The sequence below is a fragment of the Novosphingobium sp. GW821-FHT09E05 genome, from assembly GCF_059416165.1.
On record NZ_JBWKOQ010000002.1, the window covers coordinates 31,165 to 44,070 of the forward strand.

Below are 12,906 nucleotides of genomic sequence, written 5' to 3' on the forward strand. Positions count from 1 at the left end.
GCGCCGGCCGGGTTTTACGCGGGTTTGGCCTTCTGGAACAAGCGGCGGTCCTCGGGGCCGAACGCCTTCTTCCAGATCACCAGGAAGTAGGACCCCAGGATCGCCGGGATCCCGAGCGAGAGCGCGGCCCATTCGGGCAGGAAGCGGTGGGTGAGGAAACCGATCACAACCGCCGGCGCGGCGGCCCAGACCAGCGCCCAGCGCCAGTTGTTGATCGGCTGGCCGAGGATGCGCGAGAGCATGATCGACTTGACGATCGAGGCGAGCCCCAGCGAGACCATCAGCGCGATCGCGGCGGCGGCGGCCTGGAACAGCGAGTTGTAGCCCAGCCGCTGCATCAGCAGGATGCCGCCCAGCGTCAGCGCCGCCTGGAGCACGATCGTCGCCACGGAGACCACGAGGTTCTGGACGCGGGCGACGTAGACCAGCGCCGCCTCGCTCACCACGGCGGTGGCGGCGACGACTTCGGCGGCAAGCAGGAACGCCAGCGCCCCGGTCCCGGCGACGAACTCGCGGCCCACGAGGCCCATCACGCCTGCCCCCGGGATGCCGAGCGCCAGCGCGATGCCGGCCTGCGAGGCGGTGATCCAGAAGCCGACCTGGCATACCTGCCGCGCGATCGCGCCGTAGTCGCCTTCCTTGAGGTTACGGGTGATGACGGGGCCGAGCACGGGCTCGAAGCTGGTCTTGAGCTTCTGCGGCAGGCTCGCGACCTGCTGCGCGGCGTAGTAGATGCCCACCGCCGCCGGGGGGGCGAGGAAGCCGAGCAGGAAGATATCGACGCGCCGGGTGCCCCATTCTATGGCGTCGGCCAGCGCGATCGGCAGCGAGTGCCACGCCAGCTTGCGCATGCCCCTGGGGCGCGGACGCCAGCCGCGCGGCACGCCGTATTCGCGGAAGAAGGGGATGAACGCGGTCAGGGCGGCGGCGTAGATCGAGGCGATGTAGGCGATCGACAGGCCGCTTTCGGGCGCCAGCCAGATCATCGCGCCTGCCATGATCGAGATCGTCCACGGCTCGACGATGGCGCGCGACCAGACCGTCGGCGTCACCCGCAGGCGGTAGGCCAGCGCGGCGAGCCAGATCTCGGTCATCGTCATCGCCGGGAGGGCGAGCACCATCAGCCGGTCGATCCAGGTGTAGTGGCCGCCGGGGAACAGCAGCACCGGCACGAACCAGAAGAACGCCGCCGCCGAGAAGCTGGTGATGACGGCGAGGACCATGCCGTCGGCGATGACGTTGGCGGGGTGGACCTGCCCCTCGGTCTCCGACAGGCGCTGCGCGAGGCCGCGCTTCTCGCCCATCGTGCAGAGCATCGAGGTCAGCTCGATCAGCACCAGCGCCGAGGCGAAACGGCCGAGCGCGGCCGGGCCATAGGCGGCGGCGCGCCCAGCGATGAACAGGAACGGGATGCGCGCGGCGAGGCGCAGGAAGAAGCCGAACAGGTTGGTGCGCCCACCCTTGGCAAGGGCGGCGATATCGTCGTGCTGGCGCTCCTCGCGGGTGGCCTGGTCTCTCGGCGTGACGGCGTCGCTCAAACAGCGGGCTCCTGTTCGGCGCGCAAAGGCCGGGCGAGAAGGTCGCTGACCACGGCGGAGGCCGGGGCATCGCCCGCCAGCAGCCGCGCGACAGCCTCGACGATCGGCATCTGGATGCCGTCGCGGCGGGCGAGGTCGGCCAGCACCGGGGCAGTCGCCGCGCCCTCGGCGACGCTGTTCTTGCCGACCAGCGCCTCGGCGGCGGTCAGCCCCTGCCCGAGCGCGAGGCCGAGCGAGAAGTTGCGGCTGGAAGTGGAAGAACAGGTGAGCACGAGGTCGCCGAGCCCGCACAGGCCCGCCAGCGTCTCCGCACGGGCTCCGCGGGCGAGGCCGAAGCGCAGCATCTCGGCATAACCGCGCGCGATGAGCGCGGCGCGGGCGTTCTGGCCGAGGTTCAGCCCCTCGACCACGCCGCAGGCGATGGCGAGCACGTTCTTGACCGCGCCGCCGATCTCGGCGCCGACCACATCGTCGGAATAATAGGGCCGCAGCATCGGCCGGGCGAGCAGCGGCGACAGGCGCTCCCACTGCTGCCGCCCGCCCCCGCAGGCGAGCGTGACGGCGGTGGGCAGCCCGGCGGCGACTTCGTGCGCGAACGTCGGGCCGGACAGCACCGCCAGCCGCTCGGGCGGGCAGGCCTGCGCGGCGACGTCGGCCATCAGGCGCCCGGTGCCCGCCTCGATGCCCTTGGCGCAGAGCACCAGGTCGCGCGTGCCTTCGGGCAGACCGGAAATGACGCCGCTGAGGAACTGCGCGGGCACCACGACCAGCAGCACCGGCAGCGCGGCCAGTTCGCCCAGGTCGCTGGTGGCACGGATCGTCGGCGCCAGTGCGGCGCTGGGCAGGTAGAGGCCGTTGCGGCGATCGCGGTTGATCTCCTCGACCAGTTCGCTCTCGCGCGCCCAGAGCAGGACATCGCTGCCGTCTCCTGCAAGCGCCTGCGCCAGCGCGGTGCCCCATGCCCCCGCGCCGATCACCCCGACTTTTGCCCCACTCATGCCTTCACTCCCGCTCCGCGAACGACCTCGGCCTCGGGATCGAGCGGCCAGCGCGGGCGGGCCGCCACGTCGAGCGGGTCCGACTGCCCGCGCTCCAGCCGCTCCATCCCGGCCCAGGCGATCATCGCGGCATTGTCGGTACACAGCGCCAATGGCGGTGCGATGAACGGCAGGCCCTGCTTCGCGGCCAATGCTTCGAGCGCGCCGCGGATCGCCTTGTTCGCCGCCACGCCGCCCGCGACGACCAGCGCGTTGACCGGCCCGGCCTTGGTGAAGGCCCCGTGCAGCCGGTCGACCAGGCAGTCGATCGCGGCCTGCTGGAACGAGGCGGCGATGTCGGCGTCGGTATGTTCGCCCGACTGCTTGGCGCGCAGGACCGCGCTCTTGAGCCCGGCGAAGGAGAAATGCGGCTCGTCCGACCCCTTGAGCGGGCGCGGCAGGCGCACTTTCTTCGCGTCGCCCTCCAGCGCCAGCCGTTCGAGCGCGGGGCCGCCGGGATAGCCGAGGCCGAGCACTTTGGCGGACTTGTCGAACGCCTCGCCCAGCGCGTCGTCGATGGTGGTGGCAAGGCGGCGGAACGCGCCGACACCCTCGACCAGCAGGATCTGGCAGTGCCCGCCCGAGACCAGCAGCAGCAGGTACGGATAGTCGAGGCTGGCGTCGGCCAGGCGCGGCGAAAGCGCGTGGCCTTCGAGGTGATTGACCGCGATCAGCGGCTTGTCGGCGGCCATCGCCAGCGCCTTGGCGGTGACGAGGCCGACCATCACGCCGCCGATCAGGCCGGGGCCAGCGGTGGCGGCAATGGCGTCGACCTGGTCGAGCGTCATCCCGGCATCGGCCAGCGTCGCCGCGATCAGGGGGGCCAGCCGCTCGGCATGGGCGCGCGCCGCGATCTCGGGCACGACGCCGCCATAGGGGCGGTGCGCGTCGTCCTGCGAGGCGATGCGCTGGGCGAGGATCACCCGCTCGCCGGTGACCAGCGCGGCGGCGGTCTCGTCGCAGGAGGATTCGATGCCGAGGACTATGCGTGTTTTCATATTTTTGGGCCGATCTTCCCCTGAACGACATTGCCGGGTAGCACAAGCCGCCGATGACCTACGATAAACACCAGAACGACCGCTTTAGGTTGGGCACCCGCCGCTCGCCCCTCGCGATGGCGCAGGCCCATGAAGCACAGGCCCGCATCGCCGAGGCCCACGGGCTCGATCCCGCGCATATAGAGATCGTTGCCGTCACCGCCAGCGGCGATCGCATCCAGGACCGCGCGCTCGCCGAGATCGGCGGCAAGGCGCTGTGGACCAAGGAACTCGACGCCTGGCTCGCTTCGGGCGAGATCGACTTCGCGGTCCACTCCGCCAAGGACGTCGAGACGCTGCGCCCCGAAGCCTTCGCGATCGGCGCCATCCTCCCGCGCGAGGACGTGCGCGATGTGCTGGTCGGCGCCGCCTCGATCGCCGCGCTGCCGCAGGGCGCCGTGGTCGGCACCAGCGCGCCGCGCCGCGCCGCGCAGCTGCTCCACGCCCGGCCCGACTGCCGCGTGGTGACCTTCCGGGGCAACGTCGCCACCCGCCTCGCCAAGCTGGCGGCGGGCGAAGCGGACGCGACCTTCCTCGCCGCCGCCGGGCTGATCCGGCTGGGCGAGACCGGCACCGGCCACCCGCTCGACGCCGAGGACTGGCTCCCCGCCCCCGCGCAGGCGGCGATCATGGTCGAATGCCGTGCGGGCGACGAACGCACGCGCGCGCTGCTGGCGAAAGTCGATCACGCCGATAGCCGCGCGCAGGTCCTGGCCGAGCGGGCCTTGCTCGCGGGGCTCGGCGGCAATTGCCACAGCCCGATCGCGGTGCTCACCCGCAGCGAGGGCGAGCATCTGTTCATGCGCGCCGCGCTCTACAGCCCCGACGGCGCCGAACACGTCACCGGCGCGGCGCGGTTTCCGGTTTCCGATGCGAGCGGGCCATCGCGCCTCGCCGCCGACCTGCTGGCGCGCGCGGTCCCGGCGATTGCGGTGCATTTCGCGGGCGCGGAACGAGCGTGATCCCGACGTTCGGAACCCATCCTCCGCTCGGCACGAACGGGTTTGGGTTTGCGGCACGGATATCGTGAGCCTGCCCGTCATCATCCTGCGCCCGGATCCCGGCGCTGCCGCCACCTTGGCGGCGGCGCGGGCGATGGGGCTCGCAGCACAGGCTTTCCCCCTGTTCGAAGTGCGGCCCCTGTCCTGGGACCCGGTTCCTCGGGACCACATCGACGCCCTGCTGCTCGGCAGCGCCAACGCGCTGCGCCACGGCGGGCCCGCCCTCGCCGCCTATCGCGGGCTCCCGGTCTACGCGGTGGGCGAGACCACCGCCGAGGCGGCGCGCGAGGCCGGGCTGGATGTCGTCGCGACCGGCCGGGGCGGCCTCCAGGCCATGCTCGATGCGCTGGAGCCGGGCCACCGCCGCCTGCTCCGCCTCGCCGGGCGCGAGCGGGTGGAACTGACGGTTCCGCGCGGGGTCGCGGTCCTGACCCGCGAGGTCTACGCCAGCGAGCCGCTGCCTTTGCCGCCCGCGCTGGCGGCGCTGCTCACCCGCCACACGCTGGTCCTGCTCCACTCCGGCGAGGCCGCCGCGCATTTCGCGCACCTTTGCGCCGAGGCCGGGATCGACCGCGCCCGCATACGCCTCGCCGCCATCGGCCCGCGCGTCGCCCCGCGCGCCGGGACGGGCTGGGCCGACCTGCAATCCGCGCCCACCCCCGACGACGCGGCGCTGCTGGCCTTGGCCTCGCGGATGTGCCAAGAAGCCGGTCCGGGACAATAGTTGCCACATAAGGGCTTGATGCAGGACATTTCGGCACCCGTCGCACCCACCCCCGACCGTAGCCGGTCACGGGGCCCCACGCTGTTCATCGCGCTGATCGCCTTCCTGCTCGGCGCCGCGCTGGTGGCCTGGTTTTCGGCGCGCGGCTACCTGGCGGTGCTGAGCCCGCAGGCCGCCGCGCCGGTGGAGGTCACGGCCCCCACCCCGCCGCCGGCGCCTGCCGCGCAGATGGCCGCGATCGGCACGGTCGAGGGCCGCCTCGCGATGATCGAGGACCGCATCTCGCGCATCGACTTCGAGACCAACGCCGCCGCCGGCAACGCGGGCCGCGCCGAAGGGCTGCTGATCGCCTTCGCCGCGCGGCGCATGGTCGATCGGGGCGAGCCGCTCGGCCATGTCGCCGACCAGCTGCGGCTGCGCTTCATGAACGCCCAGCCGCGTGCGGTTCAGACCGTCATCGATTTCGCCGCCAATCCCGTCACCATCGACGGACTGGCCGCGCGGCTCGAGGCGCTCTCGCCCGAGCTGACGGTGACCGAATCCAACGAAAGCCTGTGGGACCGGGCCCGGCACGAAGTCTCCTCCATGTTCACGGTGCGCCGCGATTCCGGCACGGTCGCCACTCCGGCCGCCCGGATCGACCGCGCCCGCGTGATGCTCACCGCCCGCCGCATCGACAGCGCGGTAGCCGAAGTGGAGCGCCTGCCCGGCGCCGACGCAGCCGACACCTGGATCGCCGACGCCCGCCGTTTCGAAGCGGCTCAGAAGGCGCTCGACCTGCTCGAGACAACGGCCATGCTGGAGCCCAACCGGTTGCAGGATTCGGCCGGGCAGGCGGTGGACCAGCCGAGCCCGCTGGCGCCGGTGGCACCGCAGGGCGAGCCTACGGAAGCGGTGGCGGAGTAAAGGTTCCTCCCCCTCCCCGTTTAGGGGAGGAATTCAGGCCTGCAGCAGTTCCGGCAGCTTGCCCGACATGCCCCGCGCCTCGTCCATGAAGAAACGCTTCAGCGCTGGCACACGCTGGATCGCGCCCATGCCGAGACGCCGCGCGGCGCTGGGCAGGCGGCCGGGAATGCCGAACAGGCGGGTCAGTCCGTCGGTCACCGACATCACCATGAAGGTATCGAGGCTGCGCCACTTCTCGTAACGCGCCAGAAGCTGGCCGTCGCCCGGCTCGAGGCCAAGGCGCATCCCTTCGGTCAGCACTTCCACCAGCGCGCCGACATCGCGCAAACCAAGGTTCAGCCCCTGCCCGGCTATCGGGTGCATGCCATGCGCGGCATCGCCGATCACCGCGAGGCGCTCGTCGATCACCTTGCCGGCGTGGTGGAAACGCAGCGGATAGCCCATGCGCGGCGCGGCGAGGCTGATCTGGCCCAGCACCCCATGCATCCGCCCGGCGACTTCGTTGACGAACATCGCATCGGGCATGGCGAGGATGCCGGCGGCGTCCTCTTCCGCGACGGTCCAGACCAGCGCGCTGCGATGGCGGCCCTCGGCGTCGTCGAGCAGCGGCAGCAGCGCGAAGGGGCCGGCGGGGTAGAAGATTTCCCAGGCGGTGTTGTCGTGCGACTTCTCGTGGAACAGCGCGGCGACCAGCGCGCGGTGCTTGTAGTCCCATTTGGCAAGCGCGAAACCAGCTTCGTCGCGCGTGGGCGACTGGCGGCCCTCGGCGGCGACCAGCAGCGAAGCGGTGAGAATACGGCCGTCCGACAGCTCCACCTCGACGCCGTGCGGACCGCGGTCGCGCCGCACCGCCTCGGTCCTGACGTGCCAGGCGATGGCGGGTTCGTCGCGCGCGGCGTCGAACAGGGCGATGCGCAAGTCGCGGTTGGCGAACATGCGGCCGAGCGAGCCTTCCTCTGGCTTGGGGGTGAAGTCGATGCGGCCGGGCTTCATCGCGTCGGTGACGGCGATGGAGTCGATCGGGCAGCCGAGCGGTTTAAGCCGATCCGCCAGCCCGATGTTGCTGAAGAGGTTCCAGCTCGCGGTCGAGATCGCCGAGGCGCGTGCGTCGGCGCCCTCGGCGACGAGATCGGCGGGGTCGGCCCGGTCGATGACGTGGCTGGTGATCCCGGCCCGGGCGGCGGCCAGCGCCAGCGTCATGCCGACGAGGCCGCCGCCCAGGATGATCAGGTCTCGGCGGTCAGGCGCCGCCGTACTGGCAATATTCGAGTCGCTCATCCCGCACAGCTATCGGACTCCCCGGCGTAGATGTCGAGACACCTGCCGTCCCAGGTGCCCGCAGGTTCGCTCAGGCCGATCAGCCCGGCGAGGGTCGGCGCGATGTCCACCGTCTCGACCGGCTGGGCCTGCTCCATGCGGACCATACCCTTGCGCCAGAACAGCATCGGCACGCGCCGGTCGTAGTCCCAGGGGCTGCCGTGGGTCGCGGTATAGCCCGGAACCGCCTTGGTGCCCGGCACGACGGCGCGCCTGGTCATCATCAGCACTTCGCCCGAACGCTCGGGATCGAAGGAGGCGGCGACGCGCTCGATCTCGGTCCAGTCCTGCGGGTTGCCGCTGGGGACCTTGACCGTCTTGAGCTGGTCGGCGGTGTAGACGCCCGATATCTGGGGGTTGGCCTTAAGCTCGGCGACCAGCTCGGCGATCACCTTCTTGCGCTGCTTGGGCTTGAGACCGGCGTTCAGCCAGATGTCGCCCGAACCGCCCGCGCCGTAGAGCAGCGGACCGTCCTTGACGGTGATCTTGGTAGCCTTGGAAACCGAGGCCGAGAGGCCCTTGTCGGTCAGCGATTCGTCGAGGCGCGCGGCATCGGGCACGCCCTGGAGCCTCATGCGCTCCGGCGCGTCGGCGCCGCCGTGGTCGGCGCTAAGGACGACCACATAGTCCAGCCCGCGCGCGTCGAGTGCGTCGAGCAGAGTGCCGATCGTCTGGTCGAGCACGTTCATCTGGATGCACATCTCCACGCCCTCGTTGCCGTAGGCGTGGCCGACCTTGTCGGTGGCCGAATAGCTGACCGAGAGCACGTCGGGCACGGCGTCCCTGCCCAGCGGCATCTCGTCGAGCAGGCGCACCGCCATGTCGGTGGTGGCGATGTCCACGCGCGGGCTGGCGAAGAAGCCCTTCATGTCGCCGGCCTTCAGCGGGAAGCGGTAGGTTCCGATGGTGAAGCCGCCCACGTCCGTCGCGCGGTCGACCGGGCCGCACCAGCCCGGCACCGGCAACTCGCCCGCGCCTGCGGCCACGGTCTTCGCCATCGCCGCGTTCTCGGCCAGCGCGGCGGGAGAGAGCGTGCGGCCTTCGTAGCTGGTGAAGCCCTTGCCCTTGATCCAGTAGGCGGCATCGGTGGTGTGGCCGCCCATCATCACCACCGCGCGGTCCTTGAAGGACACGGCGGCGTTGAGGCTGGCGGGGTTCTTCTGCTTGAGCAGGTCGCCCAGCGTCGGCGCCTTGAGGTGGTCGGGCTTGATCACCGAATCCTCGGAGGTGCTGTTCGGATTGGTCTCGTCCTCGGAGCAGTAGACCTGCTTGTCGGCGCGGCCGATGCCGGGGACGAACCAGTTGTTGGCGATGATGCCGGTGCGGTTGGGATGGACGCCGGTCAGCAGCGTCGAGTGGCCGGGGCAGGTCTCGGTCGCGGCGTGCGACTGGAAGCCCGAGGGGAACACGGCGCCCTGCAGCAGCCGCGCAAGGCCCTTGGTGTAGCGCTCGCGGTACTGCTGGAACAGGTCGGCGGAATACTGGTCGACCGAGATCGCGACGATCAGCTTCGGCGGGGCCGGAACCGGCGCCGGCGCGGCGGCGGGCGCGGCCGCAGCGGCCTTTTGCGCGAAGGCGGGCGCGGCCGAACCGAGCGCGAGGGCGACGGCGAGCGAGGAGAAAGCCAGCGAGAAGGGAGGGCGCATCGCGGGAGGTTCCTTGAAAAGTCTGCGCGTAGGGAGCAGATGCTTCGATGACCGGATTGCCGCCCGAGCGCAAGGTAGTCCAGCCTCACTGGCAACGCACGGGAGCATCATGGAATCGCGCCGCTACGCCGTCCTTGTGACGGTTCTATGTCATCTCGTGGCGCTCCTGGGTGTCTTTTGCGCAAGTGCGGCCCCGGCCAGCGCGGCGCCCAGCCACATAGCCGCCGAACTTGTCGCGGGGCCGGGCTCCGGTAACACGGCCACGCTGGCGATCCGCATGACGCCCGGCGCCGGGTGGCACGGCTACTGGGTCAATCCCGGCGACGCGGGGCTCGGCATGCAGCTTGCCTGGGAACTGCCCGAGGGCGCCTCGGTCGGCACGCCGCGCTATCCGGTGCCGCGCACGCTGGTCGTGCAGGGGCTGATGAACCACGTCTACGAGCGCGAATACGCTGTGCTGGTGCCGGTCACGCTACCTGCCTCCGCCAGGCCCGGCAGCCGCCTGCCGGTGCGCGTCAAGGCGCAGTGGCTCGCCTGCACCGAACAGCTCTGCGTGCCCGAGCGCGCGGAACTGGCCACCGAGATCGTCGTCGGCGCGCAAGGCGAAGCGCCGCGCTTCGACGAGTGGACGCGCGCCCTGCCCGCGCCGCTCGACGCGCCTGCCGCCTTCGCGCTCGGCGACAAGGACCTGCGCCTCGCGATCCCTCTGCCCGCCTCGGTCAAGCTCGACATGCCGCACCTGTTCGTGACGCAGGACAAGCTGGTCGACTATGCCGCGCCGCAGCTGTTCAGTCGCAAGGGCGACCTGCTGCTGGTAACGATCCCGCGCGCGAAGTTTGCCGCGCGCGGAGCCGATGCCATCGAAGGCGTCCTGCGGCTCGACGGCGCCGGGAACGGCATCGAACTCACCGCCAAACCGGGCAAGGTGCCGACCGGCGGCGTCCCGATCCTGACCGGGCCGACCAATGAAGGCGCGCCGCAGCTGCCCGCTCTCCCCTGGCTGCTGCTGGCGGCGGTGGCGGGCGGGCTGCTGCTCAACGTGATGCCCTGCGTCTTCCCGATCCTGTCGCTGAAAGCCATCAGCCTCGCCCGCGCCGGCGAGAGCGAGGCCCATGCGCGGGTCGAGGGGCTGGCCTATGCGGCCGGCGTGATCCTCGCCTGCCTCGGCCTCGGCGCGCTGCTGCTGGTCTTGCGCGCCAGCGGCGAGCAGGTCGGCTGGGCGTTCCAGCTGCAGGAGCCCTGGGTCGTGGTCACCTTGTTCGCGCTGTCGGCGTCGATCACCGCCAACCTGCTCGGCCTGTTCGAGTTCGCCGTGCCCGGCTTCGCCAGCGCGGGATCGCCGCAGGGCGCCTTCGCCACCGGGCTGCTCGCCGCCTTCGTCGCCACGCCCTGCACCGGGCCGTTCATGGCGAGCGCGATGGGCGCGGCGCTGCTGCTGCCGGTGCTCCCCGCGCTGACGCTGTTCGCCGCGCTCGGTTTCGGCATCGCGCTGCCGTTCCTCGCGGTCGCCTTCGTGCCCGCGCTGCGCGCCCGCCTGCCGCGTCCGGGCCAGTGGATGGTGACGTTCCGGCGGATCATGGCGGTGCCGATGGCGCTGACCGCGCTGGCGCTGGCGTGGCTGGTCTGGCGGCTGGGCGGTACGGCCTCGCTCTCCTACGTGCTGGTGCTGGCGGGACTGGTGCTGGCGCTGCTCGCGCTCGCCGGACGGGCGCAGCGGCGGGGCAGGCGGGCGCTGGTGCCCGCGCTGCTGGCGGCGGCGATCCTCGCCCTCGGCGTGCTGACGATGCCCGAGCCGCAGGCGCAGGCACAGGCCGCGACCTCGGTGATCGACGCGCGGCCCTTCACCCCCGACGCGCTCGCCAGGGCGCGGCGCAGCGGCAAGCCGGTGTTCGTGTGGATGACCGCCGACTGGTGCCTCACCTGCAAGGTCAACGAGGACATCGCCATCGAGCGCGAGGATACCCGCGCCGCCTTCGCCAGGGCCGGCGTGGTGGTCCTGCGCGGCGATTGGACCCGCCGCGACCCGGAGATCACCCGCTACCTGACGGCCCAGGGCGCCGCCGGCGTGCCGCTCTACGTGTGGTACGGGCGGGACGGCGCGCCGGAGCAGCTGCCGCAGGTGCTCACCCCGGCGCTGCTGGCGGAGAAGGCGGGGGGCTGAAATCCTCCCTGTCGCGACCCTGCCCAAAACGTTCGTCATCCCCGCGAAGGCGGGGACCCATCTGATGCCGCTTCAACAGGCAATGTCAGGAGATGGGTTCCCGCGTTCGCGGGAATGACGAAAATTGGGTTGGGCTACTTCGCCGGCAGCTTCGGTGCGATCTCCGGCACCTTCTCCAGCTGCGGCCTCACGCTTTCCAGCGGCCCGACGATCACCACGTTGAGCTTGTCCACCGCCAGCTCGCGCTTCGCGGCCGTCTGGAAGTCCGCCGCCGTAAGCGCGCTCACCTTGCCGACGTAGCCGCCCAGGTATTCCGCCCCGAGCCCAAGCAGGTCGAGGTTGGCCAGCGAGCCGGCCAGCCCGTCGCGCGAGGACAGGCCGAGCACGAACGTGCCGTTCATGTAGTTCTGGATGCCCTTCACCTCGGCCGCCGTGGGCACGGTGTCCTGCATCCGGCGGATCTCCTTGTAGATCTCGGTGATCGCGGGGCCCGTCGATTCGGCGGTGATGTCCGCATCCTCGATCCACGTCGAGCCCTGGACCTGCTGCGACAGCGAGGCGTGGGGCGTATAGGTGTAGCCCTTATCCTCGCGGATGTTGCGGGTGATGCGCGAGGAGAAGTAGCCGCCGAGCAGGGTGCTGGCGGCGCGAAAATCGACGTAGTACTTCTGCGGTGCGACGCGGCCGCCGATGAGCACGGTCGACTGCGGGGCGCCGGGCCGGTCGAGCAGCAGGACCCTGGCGGCGGCGGGTGCGGGCGCGGGCAGCTCGGTAGCCGCCGCGCCCGCCTGCCAGCCGCCGAACGCCTTCTCCACCGCCGCGCGCACGGCCGCCGGATCGAACCGGCCCACGACATAGAGGTGCGTGCGCGCCGCGCCGTAGTTCGCCGCGTGGAAGGCTTTCACCTGCTCCAGCGTGTAGCCCGAAAGCTGCTGCGGCGTCGGAAACACGCGGCCATAGGGGTGGCCCGGGTAGACCGCCGCCTGGAACGCCTCGGCCGCGAGGGTGCCGGGGCTGGACTTGGCGATCATCAGGTTGCGCAGCAGGTCGGCGCGGACCTTCTCCAGTTCGGCGGGGTTGAGGTCCGGCCGCTGGACGAGGTCGGCGACGAGGGCGACGGCCCGGGGCGTGAACTCGCTGAGCACGTCGATCGAGGCGGTGGCGGCATCGACGCCGGTGGAGAGCGTCAGCCCCCCGCCCATGCCCGCCGCCGCCTCGGCCAGCTGCGAGGCGTCGCGGCCCCCTGCGCCCTTCTGCATCAGGCCGCCGGTGAGGTCCGCGAGCCAGACGTTGGCGCCATCGTCGATGTTGCCGGTGCGCACCATGGCGAGGATCGACACCTTGGGCACGTTGCCGTGCTGCGCCATCGTCACCTTCATGCCGTTGGGCAGGGTGAACTCGGTCAGCGGCGGCAGCGCGAAGGGCCGGGGCGCGGCGGGCGCGGGCGGCGCCTCGCGCGCCACGGTCGGAGCGGGCGCGGCGGCCACGAAGGCCAGTGCGGCGGCGGAGAGGCGGAATGCCTTGATCGACGTCATCGCT

At 71.5% G+C, this 12,906-nt stretch carries 10 protein-coding genes; 4 read left to right on the top strand and 6 right to left on the bottom strand.

Going from position 1 to position 12,906, the window contains the following annotated elements:
- Positions 1-14: 14 nt before the first annotated feature.
- The 3 genes from AC07M9_RS11845 to tsaD are packed head-to-tail and all read right to left on the bottom strand — an operon-like array spanning position 15 to position 3,573.
- Positions 15-1,538: a lipopolysaccharide biosynthesis protein gene (locus tag AC07M9_RS11845; RefSeq protein ID WP_494883955.1), complete on the bottom strand. Its 1,524-nt coding sequence runs from the start codon at positions 1,536-1,538 to the stop codon at positions 15-17.
- Positions 1,535-2,536 carry an NAD(P)H-dependent glycerol-3-phosphate dehydrogenase gene (locus tag AC07M9_RS11850; protein ID WP_494883956.1) on the bottom strand — a complete coding sequence of 334 codons (1,002 nt, stop codon included), beginning with the start codon at positions 2,534-2,536 and terminating at the stop codon, positions 1,535-1,537. The genes AC07M9_RS11845 and AC07M9_RS11850 overlap by 4 nt, the downstream gene beginning before the upstream one ends.
- Positions 2,533-3,573, bottom strand: a complete 1,041-nt coding sequence (gene tsaD / locus AC07M9_RS11855) for a tRNA (adenosine(37)-N6)-threonylcarbamoyltransferase complex transferase subunit TsaD (RefSeq protein WP_494883957.1) — start codon at positions 3,571-3,573, stop codon at positions 2,533-2,535. The genes AC07M9_RS11850 and tsaD overlap by 4 nt, the downstream gene beginning before the upstream one ends.
- 53 nt (positions 3,574-3,626) lie before the next feature.
- Here tsaD and hemC point away from each other — a divergent pair, with 53 nt between their 5' ends.
- The 3 genes from hemC to AC07M9_RS11870 all read left to right on the top strand — a co-directional run bounded on the left by hemC (position 3,627) and on the right by AC07M9_RS11870 (position 6,243).
- Positions 3,627-4,574, top strand: coding sequence for a hydroxymethylbilane synthase (gene hemC, locus AC07M9_RS11860; RefSeq protein ID WP_494883958.1), 948 nt, complete (start codon positions 3,627-3,629; stop codon positions 4,572-4,574).
- A gap of 64 nt (positions 4,575-4,638) precedes the next feature.
- On the top strand, positions 4,639-5,337 hold the full coding sequence (locus AC07M9_RS11865; RefSeq protein WP_494883959.1) for a uroporphyrinogen-III synthase: 699 nt from the start codon (positions 4,639-4,641) through the stop codon (positions 5,335-5,337).
- Positions 5,338-5,355: 18 nt separating this feature from the next.
- Positions 5,356-6,243 (top strand): hypothetical protein, encoded by an 888-nt coding sequence (locus tag AC07M9_RS11870; protein ID WP_494883960.1) that lies wholly within the window; start codon positions 5,356-5,358, stop codon positions 6,241-6,243.
- Between the two features lie 33 nt (positions 6,244-6,276).
- Here AC07M9_RS11870 and AC07M9_RS11875 read toward each other — a convergent pair whose 3' ends face one another.
- Together AC07M9_RS11875 and AC07M9_RS11880 are read right to left on the bottom strand one after the other, a co-directional pair.
- Positions 6,277-7,521: an FAD-dependent monooxygenase gene (locus tag AC07M9_RS11875; protein WP_494883961.1), complete on the bottom strand. Its 1,245-nt coding sequence runs from the start codon at positions 7,519-7,521 to the stop codon at positions 6,277-6,279.
- Positions 7,518-9,206 (bottom strand): alkaline phosphatase family protein, encoded by a 1,689-nt coding sequence (locus AC07M9_RS11880; RefSeq protein ID WP_494883962.1) that lies wholly within the window; start codon positions 9,204-9,206, stop codon positions 7,518-7,520. The genes AC07M9_RS11875 and AC07M9_RS11880 overlap by 4 nt, the downstream gene beginning before the upstream one ends.
- Before the next feature lie 109 nt (positions 9,207-9,315).
- Between AC07M9_RS11880 and AC07M9_RS11885 the strand changes: the two genes are divergently transcribed.
- Complete coding sequence (locus AC07M9_RS11885; RefSeq protein WP_494883963.1) at positions 9,316-11,367, top strand: protein-disulfide reductase DsbD family protein; 2,052 nt, start codon at positions 9,316-9,318, stop codon at positions 11,365-11,367.
- A 134-nt stretch (positions 11,368-11,501) separates the two neighbouring features.
- Here AC07M9_RS11885 and AC07M9_RS11890 read toward each other — a convergent pair whose 3' ends face one another.
- On the bottom strand, positions 11,502-12,902 hold the full coding sequence (locus AC07M9_RS11890) for a M16 family metallopeptidase (protein ID WP_494883964.1): 1,401 nt from the start codon (positions 12,900-12,902) through the stop codon (positions 11,502-11,504).
- Positions 12,903-12,906 lie beyond the last annotated feature (4 nt).

Coding starts and splice junctions, on each gene's coding strand:
- AC07M9_RS11850 (WP_494883956.1), bottom strand. CDS start 2,536: ATGAGTGGGGCAAAAGTCGGGGTGATCGGCGCGGGGGCATGGGGCACC.
- tsaD (WP_494883957.1), bottom strand. CDS start 3,573: ATGAAAACACGCATAGTCCTCGGCATCGAATCCTCCTGCGACGAGACC.
- hemC (WP_494883958.1), top strand. CDS start 3,627: ATGACCTACGATAAACACCAGAACGACCGCTTTAGGTTGGGCACCCGC.
- AC07M9_RS11870 (WP_494883960.1), top strand. CDS start 5,356: ATGCAGGACATTTCGGCACCCGTCGCACCCACCCCCGACCGTAGCCGG.
- AC07M9_RS11875 (WP_494883961.1), bottom strand. CDS start 7,521: ATGAGCGACTCGAATATTGCCAGTACGGCGGCGCCTGACCGCCGAGAC.
- AC07M9_RS11880 (WP_494883962.1), bottom strand. CDS start 9,206: ATGCGCCCTCCCTTCTCGCTGGCTTTCTCCTCGCTCGCCGTCGCCCTC.
- AC07M9_RS11885 (WP_494883963.1), top strand. CDS start 9,316: ATGGAATCGCGCCGCTACGCCGTCCTTGTGACGGTTCTATGTCATCTC.
- AC07M9_RS11890 (WP_494883964.1), bottom strand. CDS start 12,902: ATGACGTCGATCAAGGCATTCCGCCTCTCCGCCGCCGCACTGGCCTTC.